The following is a 14,368-nucleotide window of genomic DNA, read 5'->3' as shown; positions in this document are numbered from 1 at the left end:
CTTACTAAAAGTTAGCTTGAGTGATAGTGTGCCACAACATTCACACGAGACGAAGGATATTCATCATGATCGCAATTACCGGCGCTACCGGCCAGCTTGGCCAACTCGTTATTGAACAGCTGCTGAAAACCGTTCCGGCCAGTCAGCTGGTCGCTATTGTGCGTAACCCGTCCAAAGCCGACGCGCTGAGCCAGCAGGGCGTGACCGTTCGCCAGGCCGATTATACCGATCAGGCTGCCTTCACCGCCGCGCTCGCAGGCGTGGATAAGCTGCTGCTGATCTCCTCCAGCGAAGTGGGCCAGCGCGCCCCGCAGCATCAGAACGTGATTAACGCGGCGAAGGCGGCGGGCGTGAAATTTATCGCCTACACCAGTCTGCTGCATGCCGACACCTCGCCGCTGGGGCTGCACGTAGAGCACGTCGCCACCGAAAAAGCGCTGGCTGAATCCGGCATTCCTTATGCCCTGCTGCGCAACGGCTGGTATACCGAAAACTACCTCGCCAGCGCCCCGCCGGCTCTGGAGCACGGTGTGTTTATCGGTTCTGCGGGCGAGGGCAAAATCGCCTCCGCGACCCGCGCCGACTATGCCGCCGCCGCGGCCCGCGTCATCAGCGAAGAGGGTCATGCCGGGAAAGTCTATGAACTGGCGGGCGATGAGGGGTATACGTTAAGCGAGCTGGCCGCCGAACTGAGTCGCCAGAGCGGGAAAACCGTGGCCTACCAGAACCTGAGCGAAGCCGATTTTGCCGCCGCGCTGAAGGGCGTGGGCTTACCGGCAGGCCTGGCCGATATGCTGGCCGACTCCGACATCGGTGCCTCGAAAGGCGGTCTGTTTGACGACAGCCGCACCCTGAGCGCGCTGCTGGGTCGCCCGACGACCTCCCTGGCCGAGAGCGTGAAAGGCATCCTGTAATTGTTAAAAGCTGGTTAATTATTGTGGCATCCCCGCGGGTCATCTCTGATAATGAAATCTGACCCGCGAGGAGGCTCACCGTGCAAGGCGTACCCGAACAGTTCTTCGATGAGAGAGACAGCGCGCGCTTTCGCCATCTGGCGCAGCTGCCGGGCGTAGAGCTGTATCACGCCCATATCTCACGCTACGCCTTTGAGCCGCATACTCACGAAGCCTTCGGGATCGGCGCCATTGAAGCCGGTGCCGAACGCTTTCGCTATCGCGGGACGCAGTACGTCGCTCCCGTCCATTCCGTTGTCACCATGAATCCCGATGAGCTGCATACCGGCGAGGCCGACACCGCCGACGGCTGGCGCTACCGGATGATCTACCTCGAGCCGGATCTGCTGGAAGAGGTGACGGGCATCCGCCACTGGTGGTTCAGCGATGTTACCCGCCACGATCCCCGCCGTTCGCAGCAGATCTGCCAGCTGATCTACGGCCTGTGGCACACCGACGATCCGCTGGCGCAAAAAGGCCTGCTGCTGGATCTGATTGATACCTTCCAGCCGCTGGCGCGCCATGCCCCGGTTCTGCGCGAAGGGGCACACCGCTTCGAGCGCGTCCGCGACTATCTGCATGACAACTATATGCACTCCCTGACCCTCGATGAGCTGGCGCAGGTGGTGTCGCTCAGCCCGTACCATTTCCAGCGCCAGTTCAAAGCCCATTTTCACGTCACGCCCCATCAGATGCTGATGGCGATCCGCCTGTGGCGCGCCAAAGCCTTTCTCACCCAGGGGCTGCCTGCGGCAGAGGTGGCCGCCGCGACCGGCCTGACCGATCAGTCGCACCTGACCCGGGCGTTTACGCGTCGGTACGGCATCACCCCTGTGCGCTACCAGAAGCAGGTCGCGAAGCGCTAATGCGCAATCTCATACAATACGCCCCCCTTTTGCCTTTCTACACTGTCAGCAGGTTCAGCGAAAATGGATGGAAAAATGGTTAGCGGCGTGTTGTACGCCCTGCTTGCAGGGTTGATGTGGGGGCTGATTTTTGTCGGCCCATTGATCGTGCCGGAGTACCCGGCGGCGTTGCAGTCAATGGGGCGCTATCTGGCGCTGGGGCTGATCGCCCTGCCGATCGCCTGGCTTGGCCGCGCGCGGTTACGCCAGTTGAAACGCCAGGACTGGCTGACCGCGCTGGCGCTGACCATGATGGGTAACCTCATCTATTACGTTTGCCTGGCGAGCGCCATTCAGCGTACCGGGGCGCCCGTCTCGACGATGATCATCGGCACGCTGCCGGTGGTGATCCCGGTGTTCGCCAATCTGCTCTACAGCCAGCGCGACGGCAAGCTGGCGTGGTCGAAGATGGTGCCCGGGCTGGTGGCGATCGCGCTGGGGCTGGCCTGCGTCAACATTGCCGAGCTGCGGCACGGCGTGGCCGGGGGCAGCGGCTGGCGCTATGTCTCAGGCATTCTTCTGGCGTCGGTGTCGGTGATCTGCTGGGCGTGGTATGCCCTGCGTAATGCCCGCTGGCTGCGGGAAAACCCGGACAAACATCCGATGATGTGGGCCACCGCCCAGGCACTGGTGACGCTGCCGGTGTCGCTGATGGGCTATCTCGCCGCCTGCGCCTGGCTGAACGTGCAGCAGCCGGACTTCGCCCTGCCGCTGGGGCCGCGTCCCTGGGTGTTCCTCGGCCTGATGGTGGTAATTGCCATCTGCTGCTCGTGGGTCGGTGCCCTGTGCTGGAACGTCGCCAGCCAGAAATTGCCGACGGTGATCCTGGGCCCGTTGATCGTTTTCGAAACCCTGGCCGGGCTGCTGTATACCTTTCTGATGCGCCAGAGCCTGCCGCCGCTGTTAACCGGCACGGGGATTGTATTGCTGGTGGTGGGAGTGGTGATCGCGGTGAGCGCGAAGCCGGAAAAACCGCTGGTTGTTCCGGCTTCGGAGCTGTAGGTATTGCCCGGCGGCGAGGTAAAAGCAAAACGGCAACCCAGGGTTGCCGTTTTTAATGTGTGCTCCCTCTCCCGGTGGGAGAGGGTTGGGGTGAGGGCAACAGGCCGCACATTTCCCCGGCCGGGTAAGGCGAAGCCGCCACCCGGCAGGTTTCGTAGGCCGGGTAAGCGTTAGCGCCACCCGGCAGGTTTTAGAAGGTTTCCCAGTTAGCGTCCGTCGTCGCCAGCACCGGTTTCGCTTTTGCGGTATAGGTTTTCACTGGCGCGGCTTTGGCTGCCTGGCCGTGAACGATCTTAAACACCGCCACCGCCTCGTTCAGGCGCGCCGCCTGCTCTTCCAGCGCCGCCGCCGCTGCCGCAGACTCCTCAACCAGCGAGGCGTTCTGCTGGGTTACGCGGTCCATCTCGGCCACCGCCTGACCCACCTGGTCAATACCGCGGCTCTGCTCATCCGAGGCGGAAGCGATTTCGCCCATGATGTCGGTGACGCGGGTAACGGCGCTGACGATTTCCGCCATCGTCGCCCCGGCTTCATTGACCAGGGCGGAACCCGCACTGACGCGCGCGCCAGAGTCGTCAATCAGGCCTTTGATCTCTTTCGCCGCCTGGGCGCTGCGCTGGGCCAGCGTACGCACTTCCCCCGCCACCACCGCAAATCCACGGCCCTGCTCGCCGGCACGCGCGGCTTCAACCGCCGCGTTCAGCGCCAGAATGTTGGTCTGGAAAGCAATGCCATCAATCACGTTGGTGATCTGCGCAATCTTGCTGGAGCTGGTGGCGATCTCATCCATGGTACGCACCACGCCTTCGACCACGTTGCCGCCTTTCTTCGCAGTAGAGGAGGCATCCAGCGCCAGGCGTGACGCCTGACGGGCGTTATCAGCGTTCTGCTTCACGGTCGCGGTTAACTGCTCCATGCTGGCTGCGGTCTCTTCCAGGGAGGCCGCCTGCTGCTCGGTACGGGAAGAGAGGTCGTTACTGCCTGCAGAGATTTCACCAGCGCCGGTGAAAATGGTATCCGCCCCATCGCGGACCACGCCTACGGTATTGGCCAGCGCCTTTTGCATCTCATGAACGTTATGCGACAGCAGCGCCATTTCATTTTGCCCCTGGGCATTAATCGGCTGCGTCAGATCGCCGGCGGCAATAGCGCGAATATGCGCGATCACCTCATGCAGCGGCTTCAGCAGCACGTTGCGCATGGCGATCCAGCTGGCGACAATCACCGCCACTACAATCACCATGATGGCAGAGAGGATCCACAGAATACGCTGGTAGTCGTTCTCGTTATCGGTGATGCCCGCGCTGGCCAGCTTCGCCTGCGCTTCACGCCATTCGCGGTACACAGCCTGCATCGCCACCTGCTTCTTCTCGGCATTTTGCTTGAACATATCGTCCAGCTTGCCCTCGGCCAGCAGCGCGTTCATGTTCGTCAGCGTGGTGTGGTAAGCGCGATACTGTTCTTCCAGCCGATTGGCCAGCTTCTCATCCAGGCCCGGGGTTTCCGGCAGGGCATAATATTTGTCGTAATGCCCCTGGGCTTCAGCCAGCAGGACTTTCCCGGCGGTGACCAGCTCACCCAACTGCGTGCCGTTGATCTCAGTCGCCGTGCTGCTTTGCAGACGCAGCATGCCGCGGTTAAGGGTCACGCGCGCCTGGTTCAGGCTGATCCACGCGTCGGTAAACTCTGCCACGTTCTGGCTGGACAGCTGGGAGACGGTGAAATTGTCCTTATCATTGTTCAGGGCATTGATAAATACCGTCGCGGCGATGATTTGCATCAGGCCGAGCACCAGCAGTACCGAGACTAACAGGGTGATTACTTTAATCCGTTTAAACATTCTTAACCTTATGTGCAGGACATTGTCTGTGGAGGACATATCGGCAATGCAGGCGTGTTATTTAACGTTTCGTGGTCTAACCACCCTGTTTTTCGGAAATAATCAAATCCATTCAGCAAGTTAAAACATAAGAAAGTTTTGTGAATCCCCCTCCTTTTTGCCCTCTGCTCCTAAAGGGTTATATCCTCACCTTAAAGATGCATTTAAAATACATCTTATCAAATAACGATGAGGTAATGACCATGGCCTTCCGCGACCAACCCTTAGGCGAGCTGGCGCTCTCCATCCCACGCGCTTCTGCGCTGTTTCGTAAATACGATATGGATTACTGCTGTGGCGGTAAGCAAACCCTGGCGCGTGCGGCATCGCGTAAGGAACTGGACCTGGACCTCATCGAAGCAGAACTGGCGAAACTGGCTGAGCAGCCGCTGGAAAAAGACTGGCGCAGCGTGGCGCTGGACGAAATCATCAATCACATTATCGTCCGCTACCATGACCGCCACCGTGAACAGCTGCCGGAACTGATCCTGCAGGCGACCAAAGTTGAACGCGTCCATGCGGAGAAAGCCTCAGTCCCGCGCGGCCTGGCGAAAAACCTGACCATGCTGCACGAAGAGCTGTCCAGCCATATGATGAAAGAGGAGCAGATCCTGTTCCCGATGATCAAACAGGGTATGGGTAGCCAGGCGATGGGGCCGATCAGCGTGATGGAAAGTGAGCATGATGATGCGGGTGAGCTGGTCGAGGTCATCAAGCACATCACCCATAACGTGACCCCGCCTGCGGATGCCTGCACCACCTGGCGCGCGATGTATAACGGGATTAACGAGATGATCGACGACCTGATGGAGCACATCAGCCTCGAGAATAACGTGCTGTTCCCTCGGGCGCTGGCCGGGGAATAAAAAAGCCCGGCGGCCTGATGCCCTCACCCCGCCCCTCTCCCACAGGGAGAGGGAGAACACATAAAAAACGGCAACCGAAGTTGCCGTTTTGCTTTTACCTTACGCCTGCCATTCTTTTCTTACCGATAAACAGCCAGCCCAACCCCAGCGCGATAAACCACAGCGGCGTGACGATCAGCGCCTGACGGGTATCCTCTTCCAGAGTCAGCAGTACCAGCACAAATACGAAGAACGCCATGCAGACCCAGCACATCAGCTTGCCCAGCGGCATCTTGTAGATGGATTTTTCATGCAGGTGCGGACGCTGTTTGCGGTACACCAGGTACGAGCACAGGATGATGGTCCAGACGAACATGAACAGGATCGCCGAGACCGTGGTGATCATGGTGAACGCGCCAATCACGCTTGGGTTCACGTAGAGCATCACCACGCCGCCCAGCAGGCAGATACAGGAGAAGGTCAGCCCTTTTGCCGGTACCGCACGCTTTGACAGCTTGGCGAACGCGCTCGGCGCCACGCCTTCCTGCGCCAGGCCGAACAGCATACGGCTGGTGGAGAACACGCCGCTGTTGGCCGACGAGGCCGCAGAGGTCAGCACCACGAAGTTAATCAGACTCGCGGCAGCCGGCAGGCCCACCAGCACAAACAGCTCGACGAACGGGCTCTTGGTTGGGACAACGGAGCTCCACGGCGTGACCGACATAATGACGATCAGGGCGAAGACGTAGAACATGATGATACGCACGGGGATCGAGTTAATCGCCCGCGGCAGAGACTTCTCAGGATCTTTGGTTTCAGCGGCAGTGGTACCCACCAGCTCAATCCCCACGAAGGCGAAGACCGCAATCTGGAAGCCGGCAAAGAACCCGCTCAGCCCTTTCGGGAACCAGCCGCCGTCATTCCACAGATGGGAGAACGAGGCTTCAACGCCGCTCGGGGAGGTAAAGTGAGTCATCACCATCACCAGGCCAACCACAATCAGGCCGACAATGGCGACGATTTTGATCATTGCGAACCAGAACTCCATCTCACCGAACATTTTTACGGTGGCGAGGTTAAGGCTCAGCAGCAGGACAATCACCGCCAGCGAGGCAACCCAGTCCGACAGTCCGGGGAACCAGAACTGCGCGTAGGCCGTAATGGCGACGACGTCGGCCATCCCGGTGACCACCCAGCAGAACCAGTAGGTCCAGCCGGTAAAGTAACCCGCCCACGGCCCGAGAAGGTCGGAGGCAAAGTCGCTAAAGGATTTGTATTCGAGATTCGAGAGCAGCAACTCTCCCATCGCACGCATAACGAAAAAGAGCATAAAGCCGATGATCATATAGACAAAAATAATCGACGGCCCGGCAAGACTGATGGTTTTGCCTGACCCCATAAACAGCCCGGTGCCGATAGCACCGCCAATGGCGATAAGCTGAATATGACGGTTTGTGAGATTACGCCGTAGCGACTGTTCAGACGGTGCCTCTTCGTCGGCAACGACTTTTACCTGATCTACCATGTGATGTTTTCCTGTTGTGACTACCTGTGTTGTTTAGGCTCTTCTGGCCCTTTATTACGTCGAAAAGCGACGGCCCCGATTAAGGACTCATCGATATTAGGTAAGAATCGGCGGGATGAATACTATGATTTAAATATTATGTTAATAATATGTTGAAAGTGAGTGTCATATCACTTAAGCAACGCAAAACAGCTCACAAAAATACACTTACTGTGACCATTTGCAAGATAATCTGTTGATTGTCGCGTAACTATAGGTTTTTTAACTGAATTCCCCTCCCCGGGCGGGGAGAGGAAAGAGAGCGGAATTACAGAATTTCCAGCAGCTCGACTTCGAAGACCAGGGTGCTGAATGGCGGAATGGACGCGCCAGCGCCACGCTCGCCGTAGGCCAGGTTCTGAGGAATAGTCAGTTCCCATTTAGAGCCAACCGGCATCAGGGTCAGGGCTTCGATCCAGCCAGGGATCACGCCGTTTACCGGGAATTCAGCCGGTTCACCGCGGGCAACGGAGCTGTCGAACACGGTGCCGTCAATCAGTTTACCGGTGTAGTGCACGCGAACATGGTCGGTGCGAGCCGGGATGGCGCCGTCGCCCTGATTGATCACGCGGAACTGCAGGCCGGTTTCGGTGCTGTTCACGCCTTCACGCTCACGGTTCTCTTCAAGGAACTTCTCGCCTGCAGCGGCCATCTCTTCAAAACGCGCGCGACGCACGGAGTCAGCACGTTCGTGGATTTCACGCAGCGCACGATGAACCACATCAACCGGAACAGCCGGGTGCTTACCTTCCAGCGCATCGGCGATACCCGCCACCAGCGCTTCCGGTAACAGACCCTGCAGACCTGATTCGCTCAGCTGCTGTCCTACCTGCAAACCAATACCGTAGCTTGCCTGCGCTTCGATTGTGTCAAAAGTCGGGGTGGTCATGGGATTTCCTTCCATCACATTTAAAGTAGCGGGCAGCATAACAGCCACCTTCCATCCGGTAAAACTTTGTCTTATTGAAAGATGACAAATTGCGATGAAACAGAAACAATAGAGACTATCTGGATTTTTCCCGAATGTGTGTCACGGAAGCCGGCTTTGCAATGTTCATCAGGCAGTTAGCAAACTATACTTCTCGGGACAGGAAAAAAGACGCGGAGCAGGAGGAGAGCCATGCCCGGGCCATTTGAACTAAAACCTACCCTGACGAAAATCTGGCATGCGCCAGACAACTTTCGCCTCATGGACCCGCTGCCGCCCCTGCACCGCAGAGGCATTATCATCGGTGCGCTGATGGTGATTGTTGGTATTCTGCTGCCAGGCGCTGATGACAGCACGACTGCGCCTGTCCGACGGGATGCCGACCTGGACTTCCGCTCACAGACGCAGCCCCAGCCAGACGCACAACCGATGCAGACGCAGCTGGTTGCGCCGTCAAACGATCCGGGCCAGGTCGCCCCGGTTGAGCCGGAGCCGATTCAGGAAGAGCAACCGCAGGAGCAGGCCGCCGCGCCCGTGCAGTCGCAGCCGGTGCCTGGCATTGAACAGCAGTGGCGTTCCTACCGTGTAGAGCCGGGTAAAACGATGGCGCAGCTGTTCCGCGATCATAACCTGCCGCCGACCGATGTCTATGCGATGGCGCAGGTTGAAGGCGCAGGCAAGCCGCTGAGCAATTTGCAAAACGGTCAGATGGTGCAGATCCGCCAGAACGCGAGCGGCGTGGTGACAGGGCTGACCATTGACAGCGGCAACGGCCAGCAGGTGCTGTTTACCCGCCAGGCTGACGGCAGTTTTATCCGCGCCAGATAGCAGTTCGCCCGGTAGCGTGATGCTTACCGGGCCGGTTTTCCACTCACTTTGTTCACCCACCAGATCCCCGAGCAGACCAGCACCAGCGCCACGGCATATTTGATCTCGAGGATATTCTCGCCGAGGAAAATGGCCGAGAGCACGGTGCCGGCCACCGGCACCAGGAAGTTGAACGGCGCAATCATGCTGACGCGGTTGTATTTCAGCAGCAGGCTCCACAGCGCGAACGCCACCGAGGAGAGCAGGGTCAGATAACCGAGGATGGCCGCCGCTTTGACGCTGGGTACAGTCAGCGTACCGCCGGTGATATAGCCTCCCACCACCAGCATCACCCCCCCTATTGCCAGCTGCCAACCGGTCATGACCAGCGGGTCGACCGTCTGGGAAATGCGTTTGCCGTACAGCGTGGCGGCAGAGAGGATAAACGCGGCCAGTACCACAAACCCGTCGCCATTCCAGACAAAGTGGAAGTCCTGCAGGCCGCTGTTGAAGTTCACGATCATCACCCCGGCAAAACCGAGGATACAGCCGAGAGCTTTGTTGTAGCTGATCCTGTCGTTCTGATAGATGAAGTGCGCCAGCATGACGCTGAAGAAGGTGGCGGTCGCGTTCATGATCGACCCTTTGGCGCCCGTGGTGTAAGCGAGGCCGATATAAAAGAAGGTGTACTGGATAGCCGTTTGCGTCAGGCCCAACACCGTCAGCTGACCAAACTGCCGCGGGCTGAGTCGGCCAATCGGCTTGCGCTGGGCAAGGGCCAACAGCAGCAACAGCAGGCCGGCGAACACAAAGCGATACCCCGCAAAGACCACCTTTGAGGAGATGTCGTTGGTGGCGATCTGAAAAAGTTCGTAGCCGCTTTTAATCGCGGGATAGGAGCTTCCCCATAGCAGACAGCACAGCGTCGCGCTGGCGAAAACGATGTTTTTACGAGCAAAAATCGGCGTGGGCAGAACGGCGTCCATAGCAAATCTCGAAGATAAAATGGCGTTTCATTTTATTATCAGAGATTGCGGCGGGAATAGCTACCATACAAGGTAAAAAGGTGGGACAGGTCGCGTTAAAAAGCAAAACGCCGGCACAAGGCCGGCGCTTCGACGTGGTGACGAGTAATTACTTACTCAGCAACAACGTTAACAACCAGTTTAGCGAAGACTTCGCTGTGAACCTGGAAGTCCACTTCGTGCTCACCGGTGGTACGCAGAACGCCGTTCGGCAGACGAACTTCGCTCTTAGCCACTTTAACGCCTGCTGCAGAAACTGCATCAGCGATATCGCGGGTACCGATGGAACCGAACAGTTTACCTTCGTCGCCAGATTTAGACGCGATGGTAACGGTGCCCAGTGCGTTGATTTCTTCAGCGCGAGCGTTAGCAGCCGCCAGAACGTCAGCCAGTTTGGCTTCCAGTTCAGCACGACGTGCTTCGAAAAACTCTACGTTTTTCTTGGTAGCAGGAACAGCTTTACCCTGTGGAACCAGGAAGTTACGAGCGTAGCCCGCTTTAACGTTTACCTGATCACCCAGGCTGCCCAGGTTTGCTACTTTATCAAGCAGAATAACTTGCATTACCTTATCCTCTTAAAGTCGTATTAATGGACCGTGCCCGATTACTGATGACGATCAGTGTACGGCAGCAGGGACAGGTAGCGAGCGCGTTTGATAGCGCGAGCCAGCTGACGCTGGTATTTTGCACGAGTACCGGTGATACGGCTTGGGACAATCTTACCGCTTTCGGTGATGTAGTTTTTCAGCGTTGCGATATCTTTATAGTCGATCTCTTGAACGCCTTCCGCGGTGAAACGGCAGAACTTGCGACGACGGAAATAACGTGCCATATGGCTAGTCTCCAGAATCTATCAAATCAATCTGCTCGGCATGCAGAACCATTTTGCTCAGGCCGTTCTTTGCCTTGTGGCAAGAGATGAACCCCTGAACGGTTACTGCACTACCGACCGTTATACTGTGAGTAATGGCCTGGTTTTCGTGTCCGCTAATAATAACGGGCATTTGGCACCACGCCTGCCGGTGAAACCCGGCTTCCTCCTGCACTGAACGATGCTCAAGCACGAACTGGCAGTGAGGAATTCCTGATGGGCTGACCTTACGAAGGGGGGTCCTGCACACGGTACCGGACAACACCAGACGGTTGGTCATCAGAAATTACTCTTCAGAATCCCCAGCATCAGAATCATCTGCGGTTTCGTTTGCGAAATCATCGCGACGCTCACGGCGCTCGTCTTTCGCTTTAACCATCGGAGATGCTTCGGTCACTGCGTTTTTGGTACGCATAACCATGCTGCGGATAACGGCATCGTTGAAGCGGAAGTTAGTTTCCAGCTCATCGATCGCTTCCTGCGGCGCTTCAACGTTCAGCAGAACGTAGTGAGCTTTGTGCAGTTTGTTGATCGGATAAGCCAGCTGACGGCGGCCCCAGTCTTCCAGACGGTGGATCGTGCCTTCTGCTGCAGTGATTGCACCAGTGTAGCGCTCGATCATACCCGGAACCTGTTCGCTCTGGTCAGGATGGACCATAAAAACGATTTCGTAATGACGCATCGAATTGCTCCTTACGGATTATTCAGCCTCCTGTCTGGGTCAGCCGAGGCCCGGGGAGGCAAGGAACGTGTTAAAGGTCGGCTGAAAAATTGACGCGTCATAATACTTGCGCACCCCTGGAAACTCAAGCTGATTGCACAAATAATTCGCACAAAGCGCAAAGTTCGCCTAAGTGGGTGATTTACCATGGCTCACGGGCGATTGCGGCGTTTTTTTGAACAACAGCATCAGAAATGGTCGCCATTGCCCGCCAGATAAGGGGTTACACTTTAATCAGACCCCTTCTGAGGACAAAACCCGAAGTGATTATCGTCGCACCGTAGTTTGTCGTGGAGCGCATATCATGAAAAAGATAAACCTTGCCATTCTGGCTGCGCTTTTGCTTAGTGCAAACGCGACAGCAGCCATTCAGGTTGACGGCCGACAGGCCAGAAATATGGACGATGTGCAAAGTCTGGGCGTCATTTATATCAACCACAACTTCGCTACCGAGAGCGAAGCAACAGAAGCCATTACTGCAGAAGCCGAGGCGCGGGATGCCCGCTACTATCACGTCATGCTCACCCGTGAACCGGGCAGCAACGGCAATATGCACGTCAGCGCAGATATCTATCGGTAATGCTTTGACGCTAGCACCAGGAAAGCCAACAACGAAAATATTGTCATAGTGTAATTAGCCCCCATGCCCGGGGGCTTTTTTTTATTTTTGCCCGTAATAGGCATTAGGGCCATGCTTGCGCATAAAGTGCTTGTTCATCAGATAGCCGTCTATCGGTTGCAGGTGCGGGTTAATGCCGCGGGCAATCCACGCCATTCTCGCTACCTCTTCCATCACTACGGCGTTATGCACCGCATCGTGAGCATCTTTCCCCCAGGCGAAGGGGCCATGCTGATAGACCACTACGCCCGGCGTGTGCAGCGGCTCGGCCTCACCCAGGGTTTCAACGATCACCTTGCCGGTATTGAGTTCGTACTCTTCCTGCACCTCCTCTTCGGTGAGTGCCCGCGTACAGGGGATATCGCCAAAAAAGTAGTCTGCATGGGTGGTGCCCAGCGCCGGGATGGCCAGCCCCGCCTGCGCCCAGGCCGTCGCATGGGTGGAGTGGGTATGCACTACGCCGCCCAGCGAGGGGTAACGCCGATACAGCGCCAGATGGGTCGCGGTATCGGAAGAAGGTCGCCACTGGCCCTCGACGACCTTGCCGTCGAGATCCACCACCACCATGTCTTCCACGCGCATGGTCTCATAGGCCACACCGCTGGGTTTGATCGCCACCAGCCCGCGGCTCCGGTCAATCGCGCTGACGTTTCCCCAGGTAAAGGTGACCAGGCCGTAACGCGGCAAATCCATGTTTGCCTCAAACACCTGCTGCTTAAGCTGCTGCATTTTCGCCTCCCGTCAGTCCGGCACGCGCCATCTGCTCCAGCACCCAGTCGCGGGCTTTTGCCACCTCCTGCAGCGGATCTTCTGCGGTTTCACTCCACATCTCAATCAAGTAAGGCCCGCAGTACCCACTGTGATTGAGGGTGGCGAAACAGGCTTCGAAATCCACCACGCCCGTGCCAAATGGCACGTTTTTGAATACGCCGGGCCGGGTGTCTTTGACGTGGACCGCCACGATATGGCCGATCCCCGCCTGCAGCTCCATCGGCACATCGTTATCCCACGCGGACAGATTGCCGATATCAGGATAGAGCTGGAACCACGGATTATTGAGGTAGTGGGCATAACCCAGCGCCTTGCTGATGGAGTTCATCAGCGGGTAGTCCATGATCTCCATCGCCAGCGTCACCTGGGCGCGGCTCGCCATCTCTACGCTCTCTTTCAGCCCCTCGCGAAAACGGCGCCGGGTTTCGTTGTTAGCCTGCTGGTAGTAGACGTCATAGCCCGCCAGCTGGATGACGCGGATCCCCACGTCCTGAGCAAAGCGAATCGCTTTGCGCATGATCGCCAGCCCCTGCGCGCGCACGGCATCATCTTCACTGCCGAGCGGAAAGCGCCGATGGGCGCTAAGGCACATTGAGGGGACGCGCACGCCGGTTTCGGCCACGGCATTGACCAGCGCCAGACGCTCCTCGCGGCTCCAGTCGAGTCGGGAGAGGCGCATATCCGTCTCATCTACCGACATTTCGACGAAATCGAAACCCAGAGACTGGGCCAGTTTCAGCCGCTCGAGCCAGCACTCCCCGGCGGGGAGTGCCTTTTCATAGATGCCAAGCGGCACCTGCTTGCTTAACATAGCCGCTCCTTATCCCCACAGCTGGGCGATGGAACGTTTAAACTGGCGCGCCGCTTCCACCGGCGAAGCGGCATCGCGGATGCTGCGTCCGGCAATAAAGACATGAATCGGGATACCTTTGAACAGCGGCAGATCCTCCAGCGCCAGGCCGCCGGTAACGGTGACCTTAAAGCCCATCTCCGCCAGGCGCTTAACCGCGGTGATATCGGCCTCGCCCCAGGCGACGCCCGCCGCCTGCGCATCGCGGCTGCGGTGATAGACCACCTGCTGAATGCCCGCATCACGCCACTCTTCCGCCTGCTTCCAGGTCCAGAAACCGGTGAGTTCAATCTGCACGTCGCCGTTGAACTCTTTCGCCACATCCAGCGCCCCTTTGGCGGTGTTGATATCCGCGCAGCAGATCACCGTGACCCAGTCGGCGTTGGCTTCGAAGCACATCCGTGACAGGATTTTGCCCGCATCGGCGATCTTGGCGTCTGCCAGCACAATTTTGTGCGGATAGAGCGCTTTCAGATCGCGCACGGCGCGCACGCCCTCTCCCACGCAAAGAATGGTGCCCACCTCGATGATGTCCACCTCTTCGGCGATCAGACGTGTGGTTTCGTAAGCGTGGGCCAGAGTTTGGTTATCCAGCGCGACCTGCAACATTGGTAATGACATTTCAGTT

Annotated in this window: 17 protein-coding genes; 6 read left to right on the top strand and 11 right to left on the bottom strand. The window is 57.7% G+C overall.

Annotated features, from left to right (window positions below):
• Positions 1-65 precede the first annotated feature (65 nt).
• The 3 genes from V7Q49_RS20570 (at position 66) to V7Q49_RS20560 (ending at position 2,860) form a co-directional block, all read left to right on the top strand.
• Positions 66-914: an SDR family oxidoreductase gene (locus V7Q49_RS20570; protein ID WP_333854776.1), complete on the top strand. Its 849-nt coding sequence runs from the start codon at positions 66-68 to the stop codon at positions 912-914.
• Between the two features lie 80 nt (positions 915-994).
• Entirely contained in the window at positions 995-1,819 is an 825-nt protein-coding gene (locus V7Q49_RS20565; RefSeq protein ID WP_333854775.1) for an AraC family transcriptional regulator, read from the top strand.
• A 75-nt stretch (positions 1,820-1,894) separates the two neighbouring features.
• Positions 1,895-2,860, top strand: a complete 966-nt coding sequence (locus V7Q49_RS20560; RefSeq protein WP_333854822.1) for a DMT family transporter — start codon at positions 1,895-1,897, stop codon at positions 2,858-2,860.
• A 190-nt stretch (positions 2,861-3,050) separates the two neighbouring features.
• Here V7Q49_RS20560 and V7Q49_RS20555 read toward each other — a convergent pair whose 3' ends face one another.
• Positions 3,051-4,700 (bottom strand): methyl-accepting chemotaxis protein, encoded by a 1,650-nt coding sequence (locus V7Q49_RS20555; RefSeq protein WP_333854774.1) that lies wholly within the window; start codon positions 4,698-4,700, stop codon positions 3,051-3,053.
• 242 nt (positions 4,701-4,942) lie between these two features.
• Between V7Q49_RS20555 and ytfE the strand changes: the two genes are divergently transcribed.
• Positions 4,943-5,605, top strand: coding sequence for an iron-sulfur cluster repair protein YtfE (gene ytfE / locus V7Q49_RS20550; protein WP_333854821.1), 663 nt, complete (start codon positions 4,943-4,945; stop codon positions 5,603-5,605).
• A gap of 94 nt (positions 5,606-5,699) precedes the next feature.
• Here the strand turns inward: ytfE and cycA are convergent, their stop codons facing one another.
• Together cycA and fklB are read right to left on the bottom strand one after the other, a co-directional pair.
• Positions 5,700-7,109 (bottom strand): D-serine/D-alanine/glycine transporter, encoded by a 1,410-nt coding sequence (gene cycA, locus V7Q49_RS20545; protein ID WP_142487979.1) that lies wholly within the window; start codon positions 7,107-7,109, stop codon positions 5,700-5,702.
• A gap of 307 nt (positions 7,110-7,416) precedes the next feature.
• Positions 7,417-8,037, bottom strand: coding sequence for an FKBP-type peptidyl-prolyl cis-trans isomerase (gene fklB, locus V7Q49_RS20540; protein WP_032616205.1), 621 nt, complete (start codon positions 8,035-8,037; stop codon positions 7,417-7,419).
• Between the two features lie 231 nt (positions 8,038-8,268).
• Here fklB and V7Q49_RS20535 point away from each other — a divergent pair, with 231 nt between their 5' ends.
• Positions 8,269-8,904 carry an OapA family protein gene (locus V7Q49_RS20535; protein WP_333854773.1) on the top strand — a complete coding sequence of 212 codons (636 nt, stop codon included), beginning with the start codon at positions 8,269-8,271 and terminating at the stop codon, positions 8,902-8,904.
• A 23-nt stretch (positions 8,905-8,927) separates the two neighbouring features.
• Here V7Q49_RS20535 and V7Q49_RS20530 read toward each other — a convergent pair whose 3' ends face one another.
• The 5 genes from V7Q49_RS20530 to rpsF form a co-directional block, all read right to left on the bottom strand.
• On the bottom strand, positions 8,928-9,869 hold the full coding sequence (locus V7Q49_RS20530; protein ID WP_333854772.1) for a DMT family transporter: 942 nt from the start codon (positions 9,867-9,869) through the stop codon (positions 8,928-8,930).
• A gap of 152 nt (positions 9,870-10,021) precedes the next feature.
• Complete coding sequence (rplI, locus tag V7Q49_RS20525) at positions 10,022-10,471, bottom strand: 50S ribosomal protein L9 (protein WP_333854771.1); 450 nt, start codon at positions 10,469-10,471, stop codon at positions 10,022-10,024.
• Between the two features lie 41 nt (positions 10,472-10,512).
• Positions 10,513-10,740 carry a 30S ribosomal protein S18 gene (gene rpsR, locus V7Q49_RS20520; protein WP_000135199.1) on the bottom strand — a complete coding sequence of 76 codons (228 nt, stop codon included), beginning with the start codon at positions 10,738-10,740 and terminating at the stop codon, positions 10,513-10,515.
• 4 nt (positions 10,741-10,744) lie between these two features.
• Positions 10,745-11,059 carry a primosomal replication protein N gene (gene priB / locus V7Q49_RS20515; RefSeq protein WP_006178996.1) on the bottom strand — a complete coding sequence of 105 codons (315 nt, stop codon included), beginning with the start codon at positions 11,057-11,059 and terminating at the stop codon, positions 10,745-10,747.
• A 6-nt stretch (positions 11,060-11,065) separates the two neighbouring features.
• A complete protein-coding gene (rpsF, locus tag V7Q49_RS20510) occupies positions 11,066-11,461 on the bottom strand; it encodes a 30S ribosomal protein S6 (RefSeq protein WP_011915632.1) in 396 nt (131 codons plus the stop codon).
• Between the two features lie 343 nt (positions 11,462-11,804).
• Between rpsF and yjfY the strand changes: the two genes are divergently transcribed.
• A complete protein-coding gene (gene yjfY / locus V7Q49_RS20505) occupies positions 11,805-12,080 on the top strand; it encodes a DUF1471 family protein YjfY (protein WP_142487974.1) in 276 nt (91 codons plus the stop codon).
• An 81-nt stretch (positions 12,081-12,161) separates the two neighbouring features.
• Here yjfY and V7Q49_RS20500 read toward each other — a convergent pair whose 3' ends face one another.
• The 3 genes from V7Q49_RS20500 to ulaD are packed head-to-tail and all read right to left on the bottom strand — an operon-like array spanning position 12,162 to position 14,361.
• Positions 12,162-12,848, bottom strand: a complete 687-nt coding sequence (locus V7Q49_RS20500; protein ID WP_333854770.1) for an L-ribulose-5-phosphate 4-epimerase — start codon at positions 12,846-12,848, stop codon at positions 12,162-12,164.
• The gene (locus V7Q49_RS20495) at positions 12,835-13,701 is read right to left on the bottom strand and encodes an L-ribulose-5-phosphate 3-epimerase (protein ID WP_333854769.1); all 867 of its coding nucleotides are present in this window, start codon (positions 13,699-13,701) and stop codon (positions 12,835-12,837) included. The genes V7Q49_RS20500 and V7Q49_RS20495 overlap by 14 nt, the downstream gene beginning before the upstream one ends.
• 9 nt (positions 13,702-13,710) lie before the next feature.
• On the bottom strand, positions 13,711-14,361 hold the full coding sequence (gene ulaD, locus V7Q49_RS20490; protein WP_333854768.1) for a 3-keto-L-gulonate-6-phosphate decarboxylase UlaD: 651 nt from the start codon (positions 14,359-14,361) through the stop codon (positions 13,711-13,713).
• Positions 14,362-14,368 lie beyond the last annotated feature (7 nt).

It is taken from the genome of Leclercia sp. (assembly GCF_036780805.1).
Lineage (GTDB): Bacteria > Pseudomonadota > Gammaproteobacteria > Enterobacterales > Enterobacteriaceae > Enterobacter.
The sequence above is the reverse complement of the archived record's forward strand: the minus strand, read 5'-3'. Positions and strand labels throughout refer to the sequence as shown.